The organism is Nocardia sp. PE-7 (genome assembly GCF_030486425.1).
Taxonomy (GTDB): domain Bacteria; phylum Actinomycetota; class Actinomycetes; order Mycobacteriales; family Mycobacteriaceae; genus Nocardia; species Nocardia salmonicida_A.
The window spans coordinates 7,033,903-7,058,926 of record NZ_CP129614.1; the positions used below are offsets into that span (position 1 = coordinate 7,033,903).

A 25,024-nucleotide genomic window follows, 5' to 3' on the forward strand; every position below is an offset into this window, starting at 1 on the left:
GGTTCAGCCGGTCGGGGCGGGTTCGGGGGCAGGCGGCTCAGCCGGGGCTTGTTCGACAGGCGCCGGTTCGACCGGGGGAGCCTGCGGTTCGGCGGGTACCGGTGGCGCTTCGGTCGGGGCAGGCACGGCCAATCCGAGCATGGGGTTGGTCGGCGCCTGTCCTGGCTTGGGCTGTCCGTTCATTTCCTGTTTGTAGGTCTCGTCGTAGGTCTTCCAGAACGTGGTGACGATGCCCGTGAGCTCGTTGAGCACCAGAGAGCCGTGCTGGAAATCGGTGCGGAGACCGTTCGGGACCAGGTAGGAACTCGCGGTCGGCGGACCGAGCACGCCCGCGTCGGCGCCGAGGCTCAGATAGCGGTCGAGAATCGCGCCGACCACCTCGAATACCTGACCGCCCTCGTCCGCGTAGACGAAGCCGTTGGCGAACTTCGCGTACTGACGGCCCTGCGCGGCCGCGAGCAGGTCCGACTGCGGCGCGCCGAGCGGCCCGTCGACCCCGCCCTTGGCCACCCAGTGCTTGGCGATCGCGTTGTCGCCGGACAGGCCGAGGAACTTATCGACCATCGCGCCCAGCTCGGCCATGTTCCCCTGTGGGGCACGGGCCAGCTGACTCGGCGGACGATTCGCTGTCGGGGGCGAGGTATAGGTGCTGGAATTGCCCGCCGCGATCCCGCGGATGCGATCCATCAGCGCGTAGGCGGCGTCGCCGGGGCAGTCGGTGTTGCCGACATCGCGGTGTGCGAACACCACCGGCAGGTCGACCGCTTCGTCGTATTCGTACGGGGTGAACTCGGTGCCCTCGGAGTACATCGTGGTCATGCCCTTGGGGTTGATCCCGGCGAGCTTGGCTCGCCAGCCGATGAACTTGCCGATCGCGTTGAGCGACTCGTTGCTCGGGTCCTCGTTCTCGTAGTTGCCCATCAGCGCCACACCGGCGGTGTTCTCGTTGAAACCACCCGCGTGCGCGCCCTGGACCGCGCGGTCGAGGCCACCGTAGCGGCCCTCGAAGATCTGGCCGTACTGGTCGACCAGGGCGTTGTAGCCGATGTCGCACCAGCCGAGCGTTTCGGCGTGATAGGCGTAGATCGCGCGGACGATGCCCGCCGATTCGGAGCGGCTGTAGTCGTTGCGACCGGCCGTGTGGTGCACGGTGATGCCGCCGACGCCGTCGTCGTAGGTGGGTTCCTGGCAGCGGATCGACTCGTCGGCACCCCATTGCGCGCGGGTGATGACCCTCGGCCCGCCACCGGGCAGCGCCGCGGCGACGTCGTTGAGCGCGGCATCGATCGCGGCCCGTCCCGGATTGATCAGAACGGCCTTGAGCGCGGTCTCGGTGAGGTGGGCCGGGTCGTGGTCGGGGCCCGCGGTGGGTTTGCGGGTGACCAGCATCTGCACCGCGGTGGTCTCGCCGACGTAGATCGGTTCGGTGCCGGTCGGTGCGTCGGCGGGGGTCTGATCGGTGGCCCTGGTGTCGACCGGATCGGCGTTGTACCAGGGGCCCCAGTCGCCGTCCAGCTGGCGAGCCCGGAGCTTGGTCGTGGTGTTCGCCAGGTCGCGGGCGGTGAGGGCGACCATGCTGAACGGCGTGTCCTGGGTGATTTCCTTGACCTGTGCGCCCACCTGGTCGATGACGTCGGAGCCGACCGCGCCGGGGGAGAGAGCGGGGGTGTCGGGGGTGGTGCCGGGTTCCAGATTCTCCGGGTCAGCGATGAACGCGGCTCCGGAACGGCTTTGGACGACCGGCGCGCCGACGGGCGGTGCGACCTCGGCGGGCGCTGGTGCCGGTGCCGGAGGTGCGGGAGCCGCAGGTGCGGCAGACGGCTCGGGGGCTGGGGCGGCCGGAGCCGCCGGAGCCGCCGGAGCGCCGGGCGCGGGAGCAGCAGGGGCAGGAGCGCCCGGAGGTTGGGCTGGGGGGACCGCGGACGGCGGAGCCGGGGGCGCGGTGGGGACCGAGGTGCTCGGGACCGGTGGGCGCGCCTGCGGTGCGGCGGGGGCGGGCGTCGCGGCGCCCGGCGTGGCCTGCTGCGTCGGGGTCGGCTGCGGCTTGGTCGGAATCTGCGGCAGCGGGATCTCGGTGGGCAGCGCCACGCCCGGGGGGACCGGCAATCCCGGCGGGATCGGAATCGAGCTCGGTATCTGCAACATGCGCAGGTCCGACAGGTGCAGGTCGGGCAGGTCGAGGCCGGTCAGGTCGCGCAGCGGGACGGTGATGTCGGGAATCGAGGTCAGCGCGACCTCGGCCAGCTGCGTCGGCACGGCCGCGACCTGGGAATCGTTGGCGCTGCGGTAGTCGGTCGAGTCGCTGAGAGCGAACGCGCCGATCGGTGCGGCGACAACGAGGGTGGTGACCACCGGGAGCACGTAGGAACGTTTCGGCTTTCGGTATCTCACGTGCGACTCCTATCAGGGTCGAGCTCGTGTTTTTTCGCTCATGTGATGCTTGCTTCCTCTAACCTCACGCATCACACTAGTTAACATACGTCACACATCTCAACCTCAACTCGAGACTTATGTGATTGCTCGAATGTAGCCCTCGGATCCCGCCCGGCGACGACGACATGCCGACGCGAGCTCCGCCGGTCGAACCTTGAAACCGTGGGAGCACAGTATGAGAGCGGACACCAAGATCACCCGCAGTACCGGCCGTGGCACCCGTCGCCGGGCTGTGCCGGTCATCCGAACCGTGCCGCTGCCGCTGCTGGTCAGCGGCACTGTGCTGGCGTTGACCGGGGCGATCGGGCTGTGGCAGATCCTGCCGGGTCAGATCACGCCGACCGTCGGCGCGGGACACGGTCGCGGGATGAGCCAGGTCGGCGCCTTCGACAACGCGCGGGCGGGCTGGTCGGCCGAGGAGATCCTCGGCCACTACTACCCCGGAGCTGATCTCGGGCAAATCGGGCCGACGGAGATCCGTGTCCGCCTCCAGGCACAGGACGACGCCACCCTCGATACCTTCGCCGCCGCCGGTGCGCAGGTCGCCGGTCGCACGATCGGCCCCGGCGACGCGGCCCATCTCACTCCGCTACCCGACGGCGGGGCGAGCGTGGTGGTGACCGCGGGCTGCGACGGCGAAGTGCTGTGGCAGGCCGCGACCGACGATCCGTTCGTCTATCCGATCGGCGCCGGTGCGGGCAGGCCTGCCGAGGAACACCTGACCCTGTGCGGTGGCACGGCCTATCGTGGCGCGCTCGGCGTGGCGCTCGAGGGCGAGGCCTTCCGCACCGTCAACCAGGTGGACCTCGACGACTACCTCGCCGGCGTACTGCCCGCGGAGATGCAGGCCAACTGGGCCGACCAGGGCGCCTTCGAAGCTCTACGCGCACAAGCGATCGCGGCCCGCTCCTATGCGCTGGCCGAGAGTCGCTACGACTACGCGCAGACCTGCGACACCACCGACTGCCAGGCCTATCCCGGTACGGTGAAAGAGGATTCGCGCAGTACCGAGGCGGTCGCCGCGACCACGGGCACGGTGTTGTTGCGTGACGGACAGATCCTGCGCTCGGAATACTCCGCGGCGCCCGACGGCGGTCGGCCCGCCGATATCGAAACCTTCGCGGTCGGACCGGCGCCCAGTGAACTCGTCGAATCCGCCCCGGCCCCTGCGGTTCCCGCCGCACCGGCCGAGCCGGATCTGACGATCGAGGCGCTGGCGGGTGAGTCGGTGATCGACACCGAGTATCGGCGCATCGGCGGCGCGAACAGCGCGGTGGGCGAGCCGATCGGCCCGGAAATGTTGCTGCCGCAACGGGCGGGCACGTATCGGCTGTACACCAACGGCGTCATCGTGGCGACGCAGACGCTCGGCGCGCAGGTCGTCGACTTCTCCACGCTGCTCCAGCTCGTCCCCGACGTGGGTGATCAGTTGCCCGCGACGGCTTCGGGCAGGCCGAGGCTGAAGATGCCGGTAGGTGGTCTGCCCCAGTTGGGTTCACCCGGCGCCGCGGGGGGCGTGCAGATTCCCTCGGATGCCGACGTCAGGGGCGAACCCGTCCACGGCCCGCTGAACCCCGGCGTGCACGACGGCGGATACGGCCCGGTCGCGACTCCCGGCATCCACGACGGGGAGTAACCGCGCTCAGCGCTGTTCCGGTCAGTCGAGCGTGGTGTCGTCCAGTGCGACGGCCAGGGTGCGCAGCAGGTCGGCGAGCTGCTCGCGGTCCGTGGCGCCGAGGGCGGCGAGCAGGCGCTGCTCGTTGGCCACGTGCAGCGGCAGCAGCCGGTCGACGAGTTCGCGGCCCTCGGTGGTGAGCTGCACGAAGACGCAGCGGCGATCGTCGGGCGACGGGACACGCCGGACCAGGTTCTTCGCCGCCAGGCGGTCGATGCGGTTGGTGATGGCGCCCGAGGTGACCATGGCGGCCCGGTTGAGCGCGCCCGCGGTGAGGCCGGTGTCGCCGCCGGAGCGACGCAGCGTGGCCAGCACGTCGAACTCCCAGAATTCCAGGCCGTGACCTGCGAAGAAGCGCTTCAGATCCTGTTCGAGCACGCGCGAGAGTCGGGTGATCCGACCGATGATCGCCATCGGTGACACGTCGACATCCGGGCGCTCGATGTTCCAGTGCTCGGTGATCAGGTCGACCGCGTCGCGCATCTCTTTCCCTCTCCATTGAAACTCTTAACGTTCATCTACTTGACGCAGAGATATCCCAGCGAGTAGATATTTCAATGTTGAGATTATCAATCAGGAGTGAACATGACGACCGCAACCCGCTCCACCGGCTACGCGGGCACTCTCGCGCTCACCGCCCTCACCCCGATCGTGTGGGGCTCCACCTACGCGGTGACCACTGAATTCCTGCCGCCCGACCGGCCGCTGTTCACCGCCCTCGTCCGCGCGCTGCCCGCCGGGTTGGTGCTGCTCGCACTGGCCAGGGTGCTGCCGCACGGTCAGTGGCTCGGCCGGGCCGCGGTGCTCGGGGTGCTCAATATCGGCGCGTTCTTCCCGCTGCTGTTCCTGGCCGCGTATCGGCTGCCGGGTGGCGTCGCCGGGGTGCTCGGCGCGGTCGCGCCGATGTTCGCGCTCGGATTCGCCGCGGTGCTGCTGGCCGAGGCGCCGGCGAGGCGCAAGGTGATCGCGGGCGTCGTCGGTGTGCTGGGGGTCTCGCTGGTGGTGCTGCGCGGCACTGTCGAACTTGATCTGGTCGGGGTGCTCGCCGGGCTCGCCGGTGCGGCCTCGATGGCGGCGGGCACCGTGCTCACCAAGAAGTGGGGACGACCCGACGGCGTCGGGCCGCTGGCGATGACCGGCTGGCAGCTCACCGCGGGCGGACTGTTCATCGCGCCGCTCGCGCTGCTGATCGAAGGCGCGCCGCCCGCGCTCGACGGAAAGGCCGTCGGCGGGTACCTGTACCTCGGCGTCATCGGCACCGCGCTGGCCTACTGGCTGTGGGTGCGCGGAATCTCGCGGGTGCCGGCGACTTCGGTGTCATTCCTCGGGCTGCTCAGTCCCGTGTCGGCCGCGGTGATCGGTTGGCTCGCGCTGGGTCAGGCACTGACCGCCCTGCAGATCATCGGCCTCGGCGTTGCTCTCGCGGCTACCGTGTTCGGGCAGATGCCGTCCAAGTCGGTCGTCGGTTTCCCCGGAGGTGTTGTGGGAGAGCAGGTCCAGCCTGTGGGTGATCGGGCCGAACGCCGCGACGATACCGAGTCGACAGTGAATCCGGTTGCACCGGAATTGGTTTCGGCGACTACTCGGATCTGAGCGCGCTGATTCGGTCAGCCGCGCATCGCCTGCATCAACTGATCCTCGGTGAGGGCCGGAATCGGCAGGGGGTGCGCGGCTTTCGCGCGTAGGCCGTCGAAGATGATGGCGAGATTGCGCCGCCAGATGTCGGGGGCGACGGTGCTGGTGGCGGCGAGAACGCTGGTGTGGGACCAGGTGATGAACGCGATGTCCTCGAGGGTCCAGTCCGAACGCAGGGCGCCCGCCTCCTGAGCGCGCACGACGATGCTTCGCATGAGTCCGTGCCCGTATTCGCGGGCGTGTTCGACGGCGGCGCTGGGGGCGTTGCGCAGGGCGAGGTCGCCGAGGATGCGGTCGGCCGCCTGGAGTTCGCAGATCTTCTCGACCAGGAACACGAACGAGTCCCAAGGATCGGCGAGCTCCATCGCCTGTTCGGCGATCCGGCTGCCCGCCTCCACGCGGTCGGCGACGGCGGCGGCGATCAGGGCGTCGCGGGTGGGGAAGCGGTTGTAGAGCGTGCCGATCGCGACGCCCGCGCGGGCGGCGATGTCCTTGAGCGGGGCGTCGAGGCCGCGTTCTTCGAAAACCGCGCGAGCGGCCGTCACCAGCGCGAGGCGGTTGCGTTCGGCGTCACTGCGCAACGGCTTGTCCTCGGGCATCCGCTGATCCTACAAATCCGGCGTCCGGAATATCTTGAGCATGGGTTCAACTTAATGCTACGTTCGAGATAACTTGAACCAACACTCAACTTATGGGGTATCGGATGAGTACGCTCGCGATCTTCGGCTACGGACCAGGGCTCGGTGCCGGGACAGCGCAACACTTCGGCCGCAACGGGTTTCGAATCGCGGTGATCGGACGCGACCCGGTCGAGCGGGCCGCGGCGCTGCGCGCGGAAGGGATCGAGGCCGAACCGTTCACGGCCGACGTCACCGATCCCGCGCAGGTGCTCGACGTGATCGGCCGGATCGAGGAGAAGCTGGGGCCGATCGATGTCGCGTTGCATTCGGCGGCCGCCGATATGTCGGTGCGCAGCGCCTCGACCGTCGAGGTCGACCGGCAAGCGCTCGAGCTGCCGTTCGCGCTCAAGGTGTACTCGCCGATTCAGCTCACCCGCGCCCTGCTGCCCGCGATGATCGCCCGAGGCAGTGGCACGCTGCTGTTCTCCTCGGGCGCTTCCGAACAGCATCTGCAGCCGTATCTGGCCAATGTCGGGGTCGCTCTCGGTGCGCAGCGCGCCTACATTCGGCAGCTGGCGGGCGAACTCGACGGCACCGGCGTCTTCGTGGGGCTGCTCGCCATCGGCTCGCTCATCGAGAACAGCGCGGCCCAACGGATCGTCGACGCGAATCCCGACCTCGTGCCCGCCGGGCTGGTGCTGCCGAGAATCGATAATGCCGAGCTGGGCGCGCGGCTGTGGCGCATGTACACCGAGCGCGACACGGTGGAGGTCGAAGTCGGCTTCGCGTCTTGACCTTGACGTAGCGTCAACTTGCAGAGTGGAGGGACCGACGAGAAAGGGAGCAGGTCATGGTGGGTGAATGGTCCATTCAGGACCTCGCGAAGGCCGCGGGAACCACCAGTCGTACGTTGCGCCACTACGGGCAGCTCGGGCTGTTGGAGCCGAGCCGGATCGGGGCCAACGGCTATCGCTATTACGACCAGACCTCTCTCGTTCGACTGCAGCGCATTCTGCTGCTGCGCGAACTCGGCCTCGGCCTTCCCGTGATCGCCGAAGTCCTCGCCGGTGAACAGGACACCGCCGGTGCGCTGCGGACCCACCTGGAACTGCTTCGGCAGCAGCAGGATCGGGTGGCGCGGCAGATCGAGTCGGTGTCGACCACTTTGCACAAGACGGAAAGAGGTGAACCGCTCATGGCCGCAGAGGTTTTCGACGGTTTCGACCACACGCAGTACAAGGACGAGGTCACCGAGCGCTGGGGCAAGCAGGCCTACGAGAGCGGTGATCGCTGGTGGCGCTCGCTGACCGATGCCGAGAAGAAGCGTTTCCAGCAGACCCAGCTCGACATCGCCGCCGACTTCGGAAAGGCCTTCGGCGCAGGACTTCCCGTGGAAGGCGACGTTGTCCAGGCGATCGTCGCCCGGCATCGCGCCTGGCTCGTCGACGGCACGCAGGGCAGACCGGTGTCGAACGAATACCTGCTCGGACTCGGCGAGATGTATGTCGCCGATCCGCGCTTCCGAGGCAACTACGACGTGCACGGCGAAGGCGCTGCCGAGTACATCCTCGAAGCCTTCCGGGCTTACGTCGCAGCGCATCCCGCCTGACGGGCGGGCGTATACCGAGTGGGCACCCGCACCCTGGCAGTCACTGTCCGGGTGCGGATGTCGTCGAGGATATTAGGCTGCCGAAGACCGAATGATGTGCTGCGCGAGGTCGCGAGGGGGAGCGATGAATGACCAGCAAAGGCCGCAGGGGCAGGTGCCGCAGAAGAGCGGAGCGCTGTCGAGTCCGCCCGTCGCTGTCTTGCTCGGCGGCATCGGGTCCGTCGTGGTCGGACTGTTCGGGCTGAGCCGAGCTGCGGCGGCCCTCTCGGCTCTGCACGCAACTTCCACCCGATGGGAACAGTCGCAACTGCCTGTCGATTGGAATCTCCAGATGCTCGAGCATCAAATCGACCTCGCGGTCGGCGCGGTGCTCGCGGTGTTGCTCGGGTTGGGCGGAGTGCTGGTGCTCGGTCGGCGTGCGCGCGGACTGAACATGGTGATCATCGGTAGCGGGCTCGCGATATTCGCGCTCTGGGGCGCAGCGTCGATGTCTGCCACGTCCGATGAGCTGGTGTTCTTCGTCCTGTACTCGCTGCTCCCGTGTGGGACTCTGCTCGCCGCGCTGTTGCCATCGAGTCAACGATGGATCGATTCCGGGCCGAACGCCCAGCTCGCACAGTCGAACACCCCGCGCCCGCCGGTTCCGCCGTATAACTGACGGCGACGTCGACAGATTTGCGGGGGCAGTGGTGGAACAGGTGCGGCCGGAGCGGCCTTCGCGCGCGGTGACCGCGCTGATCGCGGGCTGGCTCGGGGTGCTGGTCGGCGCGGCGGGAATCTTCGTCGGCACGGCCACCGCCGTACTGCGGGCGGCAGGGCGCGCGATCGACCTCGATTACGTGGGCGCGGGGATCGTGGGTGGGCTCGGGGTGGTCTATCTGGTCGGGGCGGTGCTGTTGTTGCGGCGGTGGATGGTCGGCAGGCGGTTGCTGCTCAGCATGGCGGCGGTGATGGCCGGGGCGACTCTGCTGGTCATCGTGCTCAACGGGGCCGGCCATGGGTGGGGGATCGGGCCGCTGGATTTCTGGTTGTTCGTCAATGTGGTGATCCTCGCGCTCAGTCTGAGCGAGCCGACGCGGCGTTGGACCACTACGCGCTGAGGCTGTACGGGATACGGTCGGGGGATGGTCGTGCTGGAGACGAAGTCGAAGAGCGGTGAGGTGGCGGCGATCGTGGCCGTGTGCCTCGCGGGGTGCGCCGCGGTGGCGAATCTGGTGGGGGCCGTGGTTCTCGTGCGGTCGTTCCTGAGCGATCCGGGCGAGCTCGACGACTCGCTGACGCTGTTCGCCACGCTCGGCGCGCTGGTGTCGGTCTTCGCGTTCGTCTACGGTGGCGTGCTTCTGGCGCGTCGGGACGAGACCGGGCGATGGGTGATCATGGTCGCCGCGGGCGCACAACTCGTCCTCGGCGTCCTCGGCCTGCTCGCCACGCTCGTGAACTACGACTCCGAGTACGGGATCCACTGGTTCGCCGACGAATCCGTCGTTCGTTCGCTTCTGATCGGCCTCGGTGGGGTACCCGGCGCCGTGACGGCGATCGTGAATCACAGTTGGGCGGCGGCACTTTCGGGTGCGGTGTTCGGCGGGCTCGTGCTGTCGGCCGCGGCATTGCCGCAGACTGCGGCCCACACCCTCGCCGGTCCGGAAAGTGTTGTCGGACCGAACGTATAGTTTCAGCAGGTCAGCATCGTCGCGAAGGGTGCTGCCAGGCCGCGACGCGAGATAGCGGCCACAGATACAGCTTGTCACGGAGGGGGAGACACCATGGGGTATCCGTACGGTCCACAGCAGGGCCACGACCCATACGCGGGACAGGGGTACGCGCAACCCGGCTACGGGCCCGACCCGTACGGAGGTCAGCCGGCTTACCCGCAGCCCTATGGCGCACCCGTCCACAATGGTTATGGTGCACCGGCTTACGGTGCACCCTATCCGTATGCGCCGGGCTACGGTGAGCCGCGAGCGGGCGGCGGCACGGCGATCACCGCCGCGGTGATCTCACTGCTGCTGTCGATTCTCGGGCTGCTCGTCATGGGGATCGCCACGGCCGTCATCTTCGGCAGCGATGCCGCCACCACGTCCGAGACCGAATTCCGCGGGGCATTGACGGTCGGCATGCTGATCGGGGTCGTGCCGTGCCTGTTGTTGCTGCTCGGCTCGATTCTGCTGTTCCGGCGCAAGACCGCGGGTCGGGTGATTCTCCTCCTCTTGTCCGGGCTCGCCCTGGTGTTCAGCGTGCTCTCTACCGTTGTCCCCCTGATCAGCGGCAACGGCGCCGCGGGGGAAGAGGCGACGTTCGTGCTGATCGGCGGTGCCGTGAGTGGCGCGGCGCCGCTGCTGATCTTCCTGCTCGCTGTCGCACCGTCCACGGGCCGCTGGATTCGCGCCGGGCGCTCGGCCGGTTATCAGCAATACCCGCAGTACTGACGGTCAGCGCACCTTCGGCTCGTAGTAGCGCCGCACGGCACAGCAGGTGAGAACGCCGCCCCAGGGAGAGGATGGGGTACCCATACGGCCTACAGCAGGGCTGTGACCCGTACGCCGGGCACTCTCGACCCGGAGTCGGCGCCGCGCCTAATGGCGTCCAGCCGGGTTACGGTGCGCGTACGGGGTTGCTCTGGTCCGGTGGATACCCGCGTCAGGGGTACTGACAGCGGACTCGAGGCCGATCAGTTTCATCTGGGATGAATCGGCCCTGGTCAAGGCGTGGTCGGAGACTCCGCCGGGACAAACGGTGGTCTTCCGATACGCTGGGCACCCGTGACCGCCGCATCGTCCTCGGGTAATTCCGTCAACGCAGATTCCAACGCCCCGGCAAACCAGTACGACCTGATCGTGGTCGGCTCCGGTTTCTTCGGGCTGACCGTCGCCGAGCGTGCGGCGAACGTGCTGGGCAAGCGGGTATTGGTGATCGACCGCCGCTACCACCTGGGCGGCAACGCCTACTCCGAACCCGAACCGGAAACCGGTATCGAGATCCACAAGTACGGCGCGCACCTGTTCCACACGTCGAACAAGAAGGTCTGGGACTACGTCACCCAGTTCACCGAGTTCACCGGGTACCAGCACCGGGTGTTCGGGCTGCACAAGGGCCAGGCGTACCCGCTGCCGATGGGTCTCGGCATGATCTCGCAGTTCTTCGGCCGCTACTTCACCCCCGAAGAGGCCCGCAAGCTCATCGCCGAGCAGGCCGCCGAGGTCGAGTCCGCCGACGCGCAGAACCTCGAGGAGAAGGCGATCTCGCTGATCGGGCGGCCGCTCTACGAGGCGTTCATCCGCGACTACACCGCCAAGCAGTGGCAGACCGACCCGAAGGAACTGCCAGCGGGCAACATCACCCGCCTGCCCGTGCGCTACACCTTCGACAACCGCTACTTCAACGACACCTACGAGGGCCTGCCCAAGAACGGCTACACCAAGTGGCTGGAGAACATGGCGGCCTCCGACCTCATCGAGGTCAGGGTGAACACCGACTGGTTCGACGTGCGTGACGAGCTCGTCGCGGCCAACCCGGACGCCCCCATCGTCTACACCGGCCCGCTCGACCACTACTTCGACTACGCCGAGGGCGAATTGGGCTGGCGCACCATCGACTTCGAGACCGAGGTCCTCGAGACCGGCGACTACCAGGGCACTTCGGTGATGAACTACAACGACGCCGATGTCCCGTTCACCCGCATCATCGAGCCGCGCCACTTCCACCCCGAGCGCGACTACCCGACCGACAAGACGGTCATCATGCGCGAGTTCTCCCGCTTCGCACAGACCGGTGACGAGCCGTACTACCCGATCAACACCCCGGAGGATCGCGCGAAGCTGCTCGCCTACCGCGAGCGAGCCAAGCAGGAAACCGCCGAGAAGAAGGTGCTGTTCGGCGGCCGTCTCGGCACCTACCAGTACCTGGACATGCACATGGCGATCGGTTCGGCGCTGAGCATGTTCGAGAACGTGCTCCGCCCGCACCTGGAATCGGGCGCGGCGCTGGTGGACGAGGCATGACCAAAGCGATGCTCGAAGACGTGACCACCGAAACTCGCGCCGTCTCGCTGCTGCAGCGGGTGATCCTGCCGCGACCGGGCGAGCCCCTCGACGTGCGGACCCTCTATCTGGAGGAGTCCACCACCAACGCCCGTCGCGCGCACGCCACCAGCCGCACCGCGCTCTCGATCGGCGCGGAGTCGGAGGTGTCGTTCTGCACCTACTTCAACGCGCTGCCCGCCAGCTACTGGCGTCGCTGGAGCGTGCTGAAGTCGGTGGTCCTTCGCCTGGAACTGGCCGGGCACGGCCGGGTGGACGTCTACCGTTCCAAGGCCGACGGCTCGCGAATTCACGTGCAGGGCAAGGAGTTCGCCGTCGCGCAAGGCGCGGACTCGGTGGACGTGGAGTTCGAAACCGATCTCGGCCCGTTCGAGGACGGCGGCTGGATCTGGTTCGACATCACCACCGACACGGCCGTCACGCTGCTGGCCGGCGGTTGGTACGCACCGCAGGAAGCGCCGGGCACGGGCTCCATCGCGGTCGGCATGCCCACGTTCAATCGCCCCACCGACCTGGTCAAGACGCTCGGCGCGCTCGGCTCGGATCCGTTGGTGCTCGACAACATCGCCGCGGTGATCGTCGCGGACCAGGGCAACCGCAAGGTCGTCGACGAGCCCGGTTTCACCGAGGCCGCCGCGACCCTCGGCGACCGGCTCGCCATCTGCGACCAGCCCAACCTCGGCGGCTCCGGCGGGTACAGCCGGGTCATGTACGAGGCGCTGCAGACTGACGCCGAGTACATCGTCTACATGGACGACGACATCGAGATCGAGCCCGACTCCATCCTGCGCGCCCTCGCGTTCTCCCGGTTCGCGAAGTCGCCGCTGCTGGTCGGCGGGCAGATGCTGAACCTGCAGGAGCGTTCGCACCTGCACAGCATGGGCGAGGTCGTCGACCGCTCGATCTTCATGTGGTCCTCGGCGCCGAATGTCGAATACGACCACGACTTCTCGAAGTACCCGCTCAAGGACCGCGACAACTCCAAGCTGCTGCACCGGCGCATCGACGTCGACTTCAACGGCTGGTGGACCTGCGTGATCCCGCGTCAGGTGGCCGAGCAGATCGGTCAGCCGCTGCCGCTGTTCCTCAAGTGGGATGACGTCGAGTACGGCCTGCGCGCGCGTGACGCCGGCTACCCGACCATCACCCTGCCCGGTGCGGCCGTCTGGCATATGGCCTGGTCCGACAAGGACGACGCCATCGACTGGCAGGCCTACTTCCACCTGCGCAACCGTCTCGTGGTCGCGTCGATGTACCTCCCCGGTGACGGCAAGCCGATGATCGTGAACACGATCAAGGCCACCCTCAAGCACCTGCTGTGCCTGGAATACTCCACGGTCGCCATCCAGAACGAGGCGATCCGCGACTTCCTGGCAGGCCCGGAGGGTCTGTTCGACCTGCTCCCCACCGCGCTGGGCAAGATCCACGGCATGCGCAAGGAGTTCCCGGACGCGGTCGTGGTGCCCTCGTCCACCGAACTGCCGCTGGCCAATCGCCACGGTGTCGGCGCGGTCGGCGAACCGGGCAATCCGCTCGCCAAGGTCGCGCGCCTGGCCAAGGGCGTGGTGCACAACTTCCGCAAAGCCGACCCGGCCGCGTACGAGACGCCCCAGCTCAACGTGCCGACGCTGGACGCGCGCTGGTACCTGCTCTCGCAGGTCGACGGCGTCACCGTGACCACCGCTGACGGTCGCGGCGTCGTCTATCGCAAGCGTGACCCGCGCCAAGCCCGCGACCTGCTCAAGGAAGCGATGCGCCTGCGCAAGGAACTCACCGCCCGCTTCCCGGAGATGCAGCAGCGCTACCGGGCCGCGCACGCCGAGCTCACCAGCACGGCGGCGTGGGAGAAGACCTTCGGCCTGAACGGAACCGAGAAGTGACTGACACCGAACTGCCCGAGCTCGAACTGGCCGACGAGGGCTGCTGCGGCGGTTGCGATTGCAGCGGCGACTACGTAGAGGTCCCGGTCGAGGTCGCGATCCTCAACGCCGTGCAGGGCACCATCGGCAACAACCCGGCCGTCGTCTCCGCCGCGCGCGGCATGTCGCACTTCGGCGAGCACGCGCTGGGCTGGGTCGGCATCGCCGCCGCGGGCTGGCTGGTCGACAAGCCGCGTCGTCGGCAGTGGGCCGGTGTCGCGGTCGGCGCTGTCGGCGCGCACGCCGCGTCCATCGTGATCAAGCGGATCGTGCGGCGTCCGCGTCCCAATGATCCGTCGGTGCAGGTCAACGTGTCGACGCCGAGCAAGTTGAGCTTCCCGTCCTCGCACGCCACGTCCACCACGGCGGCGGCGGTGTTGCTCGGGCGCCTGACCGGGCTACCCTTGCCTGCGGTGATCGTCCCACCGATGCTGCTGTCCCGAGTTGTGCTCGGGGTGCATTACCCTTCCGACGTGATCGCCGGTTCCGCTTTGGGGGCCGCGTCGGCTGCTGCCGTGCTAGCCGCCGAAAAGAGACTCCGACAGTGACCGCAACTGAAAGAACCTTGGCTGAGATGAGCGAAGAACCGTCCGCCGCCGTCCTTGACGAGGGTGCTGTGAAGGGCCCGCCGAAGACGCTGCTCGGTGGTGTCATCAAGGCCATGCGCCCACGTCAGTGGGTGAAGAACGTCCTGGTGCTCGCCGCACCGCTGGCTGTCGGACCGGAAGCGGTCGGCGACGCGAGCGTGCTCCTGCATGTCGCGATCGCCTTCATCGTGTTCTGCATGGCGGCCTCCGGCATCTACCTGGTCAACGACTCGCTCGATGTCGATGCCGACCGGGCCCACCCGACCAAGCGGTTCCGGCCGATCGCCGCGGGCGTCGTTCCCGTCAACCTGGCTTACGCGCTCTCGGCCGTGCTGCTGATCGGCTCGATCGCCGGTTCGTTCCTGGCGTCGTGGCATCTTGCCGTGGTGATGGCGATCTACATCGGCATCCAGCTGGCGTACTGCCTCGGCCTCAAGCACCAGGCCGTGCTCGATATCTGCATCGTGTCCTCGGGCTTCCTCCTGCGCGCTGTCGCCGGTGGCGCGGCGGCGGGCATCGCCCTGTCGCAGTGGTTCCTGCTGATCATGGCGTTCGGATCGCTGTTCATGGCGGCGGGCAAGCGCTACGCCGAACTGCAGATCGCGCTGGACACCGGCGCCAAGATCCGCAAGTCGCTCGAGTACTACACCCCGACCTACCTGCGCTTCATCTGGACGCTCGCGGCCACCGCGGTCGTGGTCTTCTACGGCCTCTGGGCATTCCAGCAGGACTCGGCTCGAGACACCCAGTGGTACTCGATCTCGATGATCCCGTTTACCATCGCAATCCTGCGTTACGCGGTCGACGTCGATGGTGGCGAGGCCGGTGAACCCGAAGAGATCGCGTTGGGGGACCGCATCCTGCAGTTCCTCGCTATTGCCTGGATCGGAGCGGTAGGTGTCGCTGTCTATCTCACCTGACGAGATGTTGGTAGCGGAGCAGGATTCAACCGAAGACGAGCAGCTACGCGACGACGAGTCGCCGCGTAGCGACGCGCGCTCCTCGGTGCTGTCCCGCGCCATCTTCGTCGGTGGGGTGATATCGACCGCCGTGCTGTTCACGGTGGGTGCGTGGCAGCGGCGCTGGATCGCCGATGACGGCCTGATCGTGCTGCGCACGGTCCGTAATCTGCTCGCGGGCAACGGCCCGGTCTTCAATGTCGACGAGCGGGTCGAGGCCAACACCAGTACCGCGTGGACCTACGTGATCTGGTTCTTCTCCTGGCTCACCCAGGCCCGTCTCGAGTACGTGGTGCTCGGGGTGGCGCTGGTGGTCTCGGTGCTCGCGGTGGTGTTCGCGATGCTCGGCACCGCGCGACTGTGGGGTGGAACCAGTGGTCAGCTGCTGATTCCGGCCGGTGTGCTGGTCTACATCGCCCTGCCGCCGGCGCGTGACTACGCCACCTCCGGGCTGGAGAGCGGTCTGGTGATCTGCTGGGTCGGGCTGCTGTGGTGGCTGATGATCCGCTGGAGTCAGGCCGCGGTCGTTCGCGTGCCGAGCCTGTTGGGCCTGGTCTTCCTGGCCGGGCTCGCGCCGCTGGTTCGCCCCGAGGCCACGCTGATCGGCGTGCTCGCGCTCGGCATGATCTTCCTGGCGCCGATGCCGCAGTTCCGGTTCGGGCCGGTCGTGCTGCGCGCGCTGATCGTGTTCGTCGCCGGGATCGTGCCGGTGGGCTATCAGATCTGGCGGATGGGCTACTACGGTCTGCCCTATCCGAATACCGCGGTCGCCAAGGACGCGGGCGGAGCCAAGTGGGGCCAGGGGGCCATCTACCTGTGGGACCTGGTCGGCCCGTACTACCTGTGGATTCCGCTGCTCGTGCTGCTGATCGCAGGCGTGGTCGCGGGGATCGCGCGTGGCTTCGCGCTGCCGCGGTTGTCGGTGGCGGGTGTGCGGGCGTGGCTGCGTTCGCCGAGCGCGGTGGTCGTGATGGTGCTGGGCAGCGGTCTGCTGCTCACCGTGTACGCGGTGCGTGTCGGCGGCGACTTCATGCACGGGCGGATGCTGCTCACCCAGCTGTTCCTGCTGCTGTTGCCGGTGGCTGTGCTGCCGATTCCGACCCGTTTCCGGAAGGCCGACTGGTCGGTCGTGGCGCTGTTGGTCGCACTGCTGGGCACCGCGGGCTGGTCGCTGTACGCGTCGAACACGACCGCGATCACGACCGGCACCAAGATCCGCTCGTCGGGCATCGTCGACGAGCGCATCTACTACGTGCTCAACACCGGCAAAGACCACCCGATCCGGGCCGAGGACTATCTCGACTATCCGCGGATGCGCGCCATGGTCAACGACATCGCCGCCAACCCCAAGGGCGGCCTGCTGCTGAACTCGCCCGCGTTCACGTTCTGGTACCTCGACCCGCCGCCGGAGCCGATCCCCGAGGGGGGCTCCGGCCACACGGTCTACTTCCTGAACCTGGGTATGACGAGCATGAACGTGCCGCTCGACGTCCGCGTGATCGACCCGATGGGCCTGTCTTACCCGCTCGCGGCGCATTCGGACCGACTGGCGGACGGCCGCATCGGCCACGACAAGAGCCTGCTGCCGGACTGGGTGGTGGTCGACTCGGGAATGGTCGACATCCACCCGTGGATGCCCTGGTACATGGACGAACAGTGGGTCACCCAGGCGCGCACGGCGATGTCGTGCCCGCAGACCCAGGCGCTGATGGTCTCCGTCCGCGACCCGCTTACCTTCGACCGGTTCAAGCACAACTTGCGCAACGCCCTGGCGTTCTCGAAGTACCGAATCGATCGGATCCCCAAGTACGAGATCCAGCGTTGTGGTCTCATCGACCCGTTCCCCGAACCCCCGCGCTGAAATCGGCCCGGTCGGTCGGTATAAGTACCCCCTCTGGATATGAGCTACACCGACTGGCCAGCGCTTATTTAGTGGTCTTCGCCGCTAAATCACTTTTCGGTAACGCCAAGCTATCGATGTAGCGATATGGTCACCGGAGGAACGGCCCGTCGGCGCACTGGTGTGCCGGTAATCAGTCGGCGGTCATTGCAACCGCGGTTCCGCGCGAACCGCACGAGGAAAGGCCCATAACAGAATGCGTGGCGGACGTCTCAGAGCCCGGGGAGCCGGCTGGCTCAAACGATCGGTGCTTCTCTCCCTGGCTGTATTGCTGCCGATCGGTGCGGCGGTGGCCGGTCCCACCGGCACCGCGACGGCGGCCTTCGATCCCACAGGTTTCGACTTCTGGGTCGACTCGGAGATGGGCCCGATCAAGTCGCGGATCTTCCGCGCGGCCGATGGCAACACCAATCGGGTCGTGTACGCGCTCGACGGTATGCGTGCGGGCGACGACCTCAGCGGCTGGGAGAAAGACACCAATGTCGCCCGCGCCCTGATGAACGCCAACATCAACGTCGTGATGCCGGTCGGCGGCCAGTCGAGCTTCTACGCCGACTGGAACGCGCCGAGCAACTTCTTCGGCCTCGACGCCGGTTCGGGTGGTAGCTCCACCGGTTCGGCGGCGACCGGTTCGGCGATGACCGGTTCGTCGGTCGCGCCCATCCAGGTGGCGGGCAAGAAGAACACCTACAAGTGGGAAACCTTCCTCACGAGCCACCTGCGCAACGCGCTGTCGGCGCGTCTGGGCTTCAACCCCAACAACAACGGCGTGTTCGGTCTGTCGATGGGTGGCTCCGCCGCGCTGACGCTGGCCGCCTACCACCCCGACCAGTTCAGCTTCGCGGGCTCGTTCTCCGGGTACCTGAACATCTCGGCTCCCGGTATGCGTGAAGCGATGCGCGTGGCGATGGTCTCGGCCGGCGCCTTCAACATCGACGCGATGGCGCCGCCGTGGGGCCAGCAGTGGTTCCACATGGACCCGTTCGTCTTCGCCCCGCGCCTGGTGGCCAACGGCACCCGCATCTGGGTCTCCGCGGCCAGCGGCATCCCCGGTGCGGGCGATGTGTCCAACCCGATGGAGATCGTCCAGGGCGTCCCGCTGGAGCTGCTCGCGATGGTGAACAGCCGCGCGTTCCAGGTCCGCATGGCCACCCTCGGCGGCGGCAACGCCCACTTCGACTTCCCGATCACCGGCGTACACAACTGGCGCAACTGGGAGACCGAAGTCAACCGCATGATCCCGGACCTCTCCGCGAACATCGGCTAGTCGAACCCGCAAGACCCGAAGCCGCCCGGTGCCTCGTCGCACCGGGCGGTTTCCTCGTTTTCGTCACGATCCGAGCGACACGCGGTGACGAATCATGTGCGACAGATCACCGGGAGTTGTGCTCCGGGTCACTTTCCAGCAACATGTAGACCATTCGTCACCGATTGATACATAGAGAGCATGCGTCGAGGTTGAATCGTCCGTTTTGCCCTGGATCGATTCCTCTCGACGTCCGATGAGGGATCCGACTGCGTAGCTCGGGATTTGCGCGTTCGGTCTGCGAGAAAGGTCTAGTCGAATGCGAACACTGCGCCGCAAGCGTGGGCCCGTGAAGACCGCAGCCCCTGGTTCGTGGGCTCGGCGCTGGGCCGCGGGCGTATCCATGGCTCTGCTCGTTCCGATCGCGACGGCTGTCACCGGGGGAATCGCCCCCGCCTCGGCCGGATTCAACGGCAATGCCTTCGATTTCTGGGTCGATTCCGGGATGGGTCCGATCAAATCGCGCGTGCTGCGCGCCGCCGACGGCAACACCAACCGCGTCGTCTACGTCCTCGACGGCATGCGCGCACCGGAGAATCTCAACGGCTGGGAGATCGAAACCGATATCCCGAATGCGCTGGCCGCGGCGAATATCAATGTGGTGATGCCCGTCGGCGGTATGTCCAGCTTCTACGCCGACTGGAACGCGCCGAGTGATTTCTTCGGCATTCCCGGCAACGGCGCGCCGTCCTCGGGTTCGGGCGCGGGCAACGCGCTGTCCGGCGGACCCGGCAAGAGCTACCGCTACCAGTGGGAATCGTTCCTCACCGGCGACCTGCGCAACGCCCTCGCCGACCGCCTCGGCTTCAACCGGTACCGCAACGGCGTGTTCGGCCTGTCGATGGGCGGCTCGGCCGCACTGACGTTGGCCGCCTACCACCCGGACCAATTCTCCTTCGCCGGTGCGTATTCCGGTTACCTGAACATCTCGGCCCCCGGCATGCGCGAGGCGATTCGCATCGCGATGCTCGACGCGGGCGGCTACAACGTGGACGCCATGGCACCGCCGTGGGGCCCACAGTGGCTGCGGATGGATCCGTTCGTGTTCGCCCCCAACCTGGTAGGCAACAACACCCGGCTGTGGATAGCGGCGGGCTCAGGCTTGCCGACCGGTACCGACGGCCCGAACATGGGCACCGTCAACGGGATGGCGCTGGAAGCCCTGGCGCTGGCCAACACTCGGGCTTTCGAAGTCAGGATGGCGACGCTCGGCGCCCGTAACGTCACCTACTCTTTCCCGGCCTTCGGTATCCACGCGTGGAACAACTGGAATGACGAAGCACTGCGGATGATCCCGGATTTGTCCGCCAACATCGGGTGAACATCACGGAACCGGCACCGCGACATCGGCGGTGCCGGTTCTGTCTGTCCGGACCACCGCGGCGACTGAACAATACGTTCATATGACGACCACGCCACGCAAATAACTCGACAACCACGGGTTTTCGGCCGCCTCGGATCCGAAGGGCGAGACGGAACGCCGAAGGCGCAGTATCGCCCTTCGGATTCGAGGCCCACAGGGCCGAAAACCCAGCGGCGCCGGCCGCCAATATCCCTGCCCTTGCAGTTAATTCGCGCGTGGAATATCCTCCAGCGAGCGTAAGTGTGACCAGATCGTTGTTTCATCCGTGTGATCGACCGGGCTGTCGGGGCCGTGTCGGCGGCGGCCAGCGTGTCTGGCATGCCATAACAGCAGAAAGAGAGCGGAATTCACATGCGTTTCGGCAAGGCCGTCGCGCCGGCATCTCGTAGTTGGCGTAATCGAATTCTAGCTGTCGGCGCTGCAGCCCTCGTGCTGCCGATCGCCGCAGGAGCGGCCCCGACCGCGCTTGCCGCACCGTCGGTGTCGGCACCCGTGTTGCGCGCACCGGCCGGTGGCTACGAAGAACTCATGGTGCCCTCGAAGATGGGCCCGGTGAAGGTCCAGGTGCAGTGGGCGCGCAACGGCGGCAACGCCGCGCTCTACCTGCTCGACGGGCTTCGCGCCCGTGACGACCGCAACGCGTGGTCGTTCGAGACCAACGCGATGCAGCAGTTCAGCAACGACAACGTCACCCTGGTGATGCCGGTCGGTGGCCAGTCCAGCTGGTACGCCGACTGGACCGCCGCCAGCAACACCAACGGCCAGAAGACCACCTACAAGTGGGAGACCTTCCTGACCGAAGAGCTCCCCGCCTTCCTCGAGGGCTACGGCGTGTCCCGCAAGAACAACGCGGTGCTCGGCCTGTCGATGTCGGGTCCGGCGGCGCTGCGCCTCGCCGCGCTGAACCGCGATCAGTTCAAGCACGCGTCCTCGCTCTCGGGCCCGCTGAACTGGGGTGCCCCCGGCATGCGTGAGGCCATCCGCGTGATGATGCTCGACGCGGGCCGTTTCAACGTCGACGCCATGGCCGCTCCGTGGAGCTCGGCGTGGCTGCGGATGGACCCGATGGTGTTCGCGCCCGAGCTGCGCGGCCTGCCGATGTTCATCTCCTCGGCCAACGGCCTGCCCGCCCAGCACGACAAGCCCGCCGGTCTCGGCGGTGCCTACAACACCGCCAACGCGATGGGCATCGAGGCCATCTCGTTCGTGAGCACGCTCGCGTTCCAGCGTCGCCTCAACACCCTCGGCATCAACGCCGTCTACGACGTCGGTGCCTCCGGTACCCACTCGTGGAAGTACTGGGAAGACGAGCTGTGGAAGGCCCGTCCGCACATCCTGAATGCACTGGGCGCCTAGTAGTTTCCGTCCAGCAACACCTCGAAGACCGGCTCACCCCCAGGGTGGGCCGGTCTTTTTGCTGTATCGGTCCCTCGCGTGTCCTCCCCAGTTATCGCCGCTGACTGCGGTACAACCGACGGTGAGGCTGTGTCCCAATTCCGGGATGAGGAAGGTCGCGTGTGATGAAACATCGTGTCTCGGTACATAGTGTCTCAGCGCCGATGCGGCGGATCCTCGGAATCGCGGCCATGTCGGCGGCGCTGTTCGCGCCCGCTGTCGCCGTTCCCGCACAGGCCCAACCGGTGGTGTCCGGGGTGCAGCGGGTGGACTGGCTCTCGGATCGGCGAGTGGCGCTGTGGGTGTACTCGGCCGCCATGAAGACCCCGATCCAGGTGCAGATGCTGTTGGCGCGGGACTGGAATGCGCGTCCCGACGCGAAGTTCCCGATGATGCTCATGCTCGACGGTCTGCGCGCGCAGGACGACGAGAACGGCTGGACCAAGGACGCCGACGCCGAGGGCTTCTACGCCGACAAGAACGTCAATGTGGTGCTGCCGGTCGGCGGCCAGTCGAGCTGGTATTCGGACTGGCTCGCGCCCGACAACGGCTTCACCTACAAGTGGGAGACTTTCCTGACCAAGGAACTCCCGCCGATCCTCGAACGGGACTGGCGAACCACGGATGTGCGTGGCGTGCAGGGACTTTCGATGGGCGGCACGGCCGCGATGAACCTGGCGGGGCGCAACCCCGGGCTGATGAAATATGTGGCCTCGTACTCGGGCCTGCTCACCACGACGACGCTCGGCATGCCGCAGGCGATCACCTTCGCCAACAAGGACGCGGGCGGCTTCGACGCGGGCGCGATGTGGGGCCCGCCCGGCAGCCCCGAGTGGGACGCGCACGACCCCTATCAGCTGGCCGAGGAACTCAAAGGCGTCAGCATGTACGTCTCCAGCGGCAGCGGACTGGCCGGCTCGCACGATCAGCTCGGTGAAGTGCCGTTGATGAGCGAGAACTGGGCAGGCACCGGTCTGGAGATCCTCTCTCGGCTGTCGACCCAGAATTTCGTCGCCAAGCTCGAGAAGCTGGCGATTCCGGTGCAGGCGAACTACCGGCCCGCGGGCACCCACACGTGGCCGTACTGGGATTTCGAGATGCGGCAGTCGTGGTCACAGGCCGCGGCGGCGCTCGGCACCGATCCCGGCGGCTCGACCTGCACGCTGGGTGGGGCGATCGGCGGGGTCGCGCAAGCGGCGAACTGGCTGGGCAACTGCCTGACCGCCGAGTACCCGGCCGGCGCCGGAATGGTGCAGGACTTCCCGAACGGCCGGGTGTTCCACTCGGCCGCCGCGGGCACGCACGCGGTGGCGGGACGCATCGGTGGCACCTACGCCGGTATCGGGGGCGCGTCCTCGCCGCTCGGCCTGCCCACCGGTGACGAGCACGGTCTGCCCGACGGGCGCGGCCGCATGCAGACCTTCGAGGGCGGCTCGATCTACTGGACCCCGCAGACCGGCGCGCAGGTGATGCGCGGCGCGTTCCTCGAGGAGTGGGGCAAGCAGGGCTACGAGGGCGGTCCGGCCGGTTATCCGGTGGCCGCCGAGGCGCCCACACCCAGCCGTGCGGGCTCGGTACAGGCCTTCGAGAACGGTCCGATGTTCTACAGCCCGGCCACCGGCGCACACCGGGTGCAGGGCTTCGTCCTGGACAAGTACAGCCAGCTCGGCTTCGAGAACAGCCCGCTCGGTTTCCCGGTCGCCGGGGAGGCCCCGCTGAAGGATCTCGGGCGCTACAGCCGGTTCGAGGGCGGCAACATCTATTGGAGCCCGCTGTCAGGCGCCTGGTCGGTGCGCAACGGCGCGCTCGCCGATACCTGGGGGGCGCAGGGGTTCGAAAACGGCAGACTCGGGTATCCGGTGAGCGACGAGTTCGCCGTTCCCGGCGGAATCCAGCAGAACTTTCAGACCGGGTTCATCGTGGTCCGAGACGGCAAGTCCGAAGTACACGGGGTGTGATCTCGGGCTGAGAACTCTCTGAGCTTCGCCGCTCGGTGCCTTGCCGCGCCGAGTGTCCGGCTAGCCTGGTCTGCGACCGCTCCCCTGACGAACGATCGAGGAAAGACATCTTCATGCATCGGATCTCTGGCAAGGTAGCCGGATCGGTCGCGGCCCTGGCTGCCGTCGCCCTGTTGTCCGCCTGTGGCGGCAACGACTCGACCGCGTCGCAGACGCCCACCCTCTCCAGCAGCGCCGCCGCGAAGTCGACGACGACACCGCCCGTGGTCATCGAGCCGCCGGCCGAGGCCCCGTCGAGCACCGCGCCGGAGCCGAGCGCGTCTGCCGAGGAGCCCACGCCCCTCCCGCAGACCAGCGCCGTCGCGCCCGCAACCGGCAAGGACAAGGCGTTCCTGGACGAACTGGCCAAGAACGGGATCACCCCGGGCGACCAGACGACCGCGTTGACCACCGCGACCTACATCTGCTCCACCAAGGGCACCGGCGCCAGTGACGCCGACGTGGCCACCTTCGTCGGCGCGATGGCAGGCACCGACCCGTCATTCGACGCGTCGAAGATGGATGTCAACAAGGCAGCACAGATCTACATCGCTGCCGCGAACTCCACCTACTGCTAGTGACGCCCCGACCGACGCGACGCTCCCGCGGGTTCTGGCCCGCGGGGTGCTTCACCGTGCTGGCGCTGCTCGTGCTGGCGATCATCGTCATCGTGCTGCTCTGGTACCTGCTCGCGGGCCGGTTGAAGGAGCCGGGGCCGACACCGCCCGGCCCGCCGCCGCCGACCTCGCAGTCGGCGGATTGCCCCGATGTGATGCTGCTCTCGATCCCGGGCACCTGGGAGTCGTCGAGCGCCGACGATCCGTACAACCCGCAGGCGAACCCGATCTCGTTGATGCTCAGCGTGTCAGGGCCCTTGCGGGCGCAGTTCCCGGACAACCGGCTCGAGGTGTACACGGTTCCGTACGTGGCGCAGTTCTCGAACCCGATCGCGTTCCCGCCCGACGGCCAGGCCTCCTACAACAACAGCCGCACCGAGGGCACCGCGCGCGCCACCGACGTGCTGGCTCAGCGTCACAAGGAATGCCCGTTGACGAACTTCGTCATCGCGGGCTTCTCCCAGGGCGCGGTGATCGCCGGTGACGTCGCCGCGCAGATCGGTGCGGGCAACGGCCCGATCCCGGAAGCCAACGTGCTCGGCGTGACGGTGATCGCCGACGGCCGTCGCACCGCGACCGGTCCCGGCCAGCCCACCGAGATCGGTGATCCCCCGCCGCAGGGTGAGGGCGCCGAGGTGGCGCTCAAGGGCGTCAATGTGCCCGGCATCAGCATGACCGGTCCGCGACCGGGCGGTTTCGGCACGCTGGCATCGAAGGTGAACTCCATCTGCGCCCCCGGCGACATGATCTGCGACGCACCACGCCAGGCACTCAATCCGGCCAACGCGTTGGGCAGCCTCGCGGCGCTGATCCGCTCGGCGGGTAACCCTGTGCACGCGCTGTACGCCTCGAATCCGGTGGACGGCGACGGCACGACGGCCACCCAGTGGACGGTCGACTGGGCTGCCGGGCTCATCGAGAACGCACCCCATCCGCCCCATTCTTGACGGAGTTGTCACAGTCACAGTGGGG

General features: G+C 67.4%; 22 protein-coding genes. 19 read left to right on the top strand and 3 right to left on the bottom strand.

The genetic code is table 11. The features are described from left to right. Positions 1 to 3: 3 nt before the first annotated feature. Positions 4 to 2,391: an N-acetylmuramoyl-L-alanine amidase gene (locus tag QX204_RS32880; protein WP_301904343.1), complete on the bottom strand. Its 2,388-nt coding sequence runs from the start codon at positions 2,389 to 2,391 to the stop codon at positions 4 to 6. Positions 2,392 to 2,608: 217 nt separating this feature from the next. Between QX204_RS32880 and QX204_RS32885 the strand changes: the two genes are divergently transcribed. Then, positions 2,609 to 4,069, top strand: a complete 1,461-nt coding sequence (locus QX204_RS32885; RefSeq protein ID WP_301904345.1) for a SpoIID/LytB domain-containing protein — start codon at positions 2,609 to 2,611, stop codon at positions 4,067 to 4,069. A 21-nt stretch (positions 4,070 to 4,090) separates the two neighbouring features. On the opposite strand, the gene QX204_RS32890 is transcribed toward QX204_RS32885, so the two are convergent. Beyond that, positions 4,091 to 4,591 (bottom strand): MarR family winged helix-turn-helix transcriptional regulator, encoded by a 501-nt coding sequence (locus QX204_RS32890; RefSeq protein ID WP_301904347.1) that lies wholly within the window; start codon positions 4,589 to 4,591, stop codon positions 4,091 to 4,093. Positions 4,592 to 4,693: 102 nt separating this feature from the next. Between QX204_RS32890 and QX204_RS32895 the strand changes: the two genes are divergently transcribed. After that, positions 4,694 to 5,701 (top strand): EamA family transporter, encoded by a 1,008-nt coding sequence (locus tag QX204_RS32895; RefSeq protein WP_301904348.1) that lies wholly within the window; start codon positions 4,694 to 4,696, stop codon positions 5,699 to 5,701. Between the two features lie 14 nt (positions 5,702 to 5,715). On the opposite strand, the gene QX204_RS32900 is transcribed toward QX204_RS32895, so the two are convergent. Next, the gene (locus QX204_RS32900) at positions 5,716 to 6,342 is read right to left on the bottom strand and encodes a TetR/AcrR family transcriptional regulator (RefSeq protein WP_301904349.1); all 627 of its coding nucleotides are present in this window, start codon (positions 6,340 to 6,342) and stop codon (positions 5,716 to 5,718) included. A gap of 104 nt (positions 6,343 to 6,446) precedes the next feature. On the opposite strand from QX204_RS32900, the gene QX204_RS32905 reads away from it, so the two are divergent. The 17 genes from QX204_RS32905 to QX204_RS32985 all read left to right on the top strand — a co-directional run bounded on the left by QX204_RS32905 (position 6,447) and on the right by QX204_RS32985 (position 24,999). Beyond that, complete coding sequence (locus QX204_RS32905) at positions 6,447 to 7,157, top strand: SDR family NAD(P)-dependent oxidoreductase (RefSeq protein ID WP_301904350.1); 711 nt, start codon at positions 6,447 to 6,449, stop codon at positions 7,155 to 7,157. Between the two features lie 56 nt (positions 7,158 to 7,213). Continuing rightward, positions 7,214 to 7,972 carry a MerR family transcriptional regulator gene (locus QX204_RS32910; protein ID WP_301904351.1) on the top strand — a complete coding sequence of 253 codons (759 nt, stop codon included), beginning with the start codon at positions 7,214 to 7,216 and terminating at the stop codon, positions 7,970 to 7,972. Positions 7,973 to 8,096: 124 nt separating this feature from the next. Further along, positions 8,097 to 8,630 (top strand): hypothetical protein, encoded by a 534-nt coding sequence (locus tag QX204_RS32915; protein WP_301904352.1) that lies wholly within the window; start codon positions 8,097 to 8,099, stop codon positions 8,628 to 8,630. A 31-nt stretch (positions 8,631 to 8,661) separates the two neighbouring features. Continuing rightward, positions 8,662 to 9,072 carry a hypothetical protein gene (locus QX204_RS32920; RefSeq protein ID WP_301904353.1) on the top strand — a complete coding sequence of 137 codons (411 nt, stop codon included), beginning with the start codon at positions 8,662 to 8,664 and terminating at the stop codon, positions 9,070 to 9,072. 24 nt (positions 9,073 to 9,096) lie between these two features. Next, a complete protein-coding gene (locus QX204_RS32925; RefSeq protein WP_301904354.1) occupies positions 9,097 to 9,642 on the top strand; it encodes a hypothetical protein in 546 nt (181 codons plus the stop codon). Between the two features lie 93 nt (positions 9,643 to 9,735). Next, positions 9,736 to 10,398, top strand: coding sequence for a hypothetical protein (locus QX204_RS32930; RefSeq protein ID WP_301904355.1), 663 nt, complete (start codon positions 9,736 to 9,738; stop codon positions 10,396 to 10,398). Positions 10,399 to 10,731: 333 nt separating this feature from the next. Then, positions 10,732 to 11,970 carry a UDP-galactopyranose mutase gene (glf, locus tag QX204_RS32935; RefSeq protein WP_301904356.1) on the top strand — a complete coding sequence of 413 codons (1,239 nt, stop codon included), beginning with the start codon at positions 10,732 to 10,734 and terminating at the stop codon, positions 11,968 to 11,970. Beyond that, positions 11,967 to 13,889 (top strand): glycosyltransferase, encoded by a 1,923-nt coding sequence (locus QX204_RS32940; RefSeq protein ID WP_301904357.1) that lies wholly within the window; start codon positions 11,967 to 11,969, stop codon positions 13,887 to 13,889. The genes glf and QX204_RS32940 overlap by 4 nt, the downstream gene beginning before the upstream one ends. A 98-nt stretch (positions 13,890 to 13,987) precedes the next feature. Next, positions 13,988 to 14,476 (top strand): phosphatase PAP2 family protein, encoded by a 489-nt coding sequence (locus QX204_RS32945; protein ID WP_056822783.1) that lies wholly within the window; start codon positions 13,988 to 13,990, stop codon positions 14,474 to 14,476. A gap of 26 nt (positions 14,477 to 14,502) precedes the next feature. Continuing rightward, entirely contained in the window at positions 14,503 to 15,435 is a 933-nt protein-coding gene (locus tag QX204_RS32950) for a decaprenyl-phosphate phosphoribosyltransferase (protein WP_301904358.1), read from the top strand. A 4-nt stretch (positions 15,436 to 15,439) separates the two neighbouring features. Continuing rightward, positions 15,440 to 17,335, top strand: a complete 1,896-nt coding sequence (zomB, locus tag QX204_RS32955; RefSeq protein ID WP_301904360.1) for an arabinofuranosyltransferase AftB family protein — start codon at positions 15,440 to 15,442, stop codon at positions 17,333 to 17,335. 235 nt (positions 17,336 to 17,570) lie between these two features. Then, complete coding sequence (locus tag QX204_RS32960) at positions 17,571 to 18,641, top strand: alpha/beta hydrolase (RefSeq protein WP_301904362.1); 1,071 nt, start codon at positions 17,571 to 17,573, stop codon at positions 18,639 to 18,641. 298 nt (positions 18,642 to 18,939) lie between these two features. Next, entirely contained in the window at positions 18,940 to 20,001 is a 1,062-nt protein-coding gene (locus QX204_RS32965) for an alpha/beta hydrolase (RefSeq protein WP_301904363.1), read from the top strand. 393 nt (positions 20,002 to 20,394) lie between these two features. Beyond that, positions 20,395 to 21,399, top strand: coding sequence for an alpha/beta hydrolase (locus QX204_RS32970; protein ID WP_301904364.1), 1,005 nt, complete (start codon positions 20,395 to 20,397; stop codon positions 21,397 to 21,399). A gap of 203 nt (positions 21,400 to 21,602) precedes the next feature. Continuing rightward, complete coding sequence (locus QX204_RS32975) at positions 21,603 to 23,396, top strand: alpha/beta hydrolase-fold protein (protein WP_301904365.1); 1,794 nt, start codon at positions 21,603 to 21,605, stop codon at positions 23,394 to 23,396. 113 nt (positions 23,397 to 23,509) lie between these two features. Further along, positions 23,510 to 24,013: a DUF732 domain-containing protein gene (locus QX204_RS32980; protein ID WP_301904366.1), complete on the top strand. Its 504-nt coding sequence runs from the start codon at positions 23,510 to 23,512 to the stop codon at positions 24,011 to 24,013. Between the two features lie 56 nt (positions 24,014 to 24,069). Next, entirely contained in the window at positions 24,070 to 24,999 is a 930-nt protein-coding gene (locus QX204_RS32985) for a cutinase family protein (RefSeq protein WP_301904367.1), read from the top strand. Positions 25,000 to 25,024 lie beyond the last annotated feature (25 nt).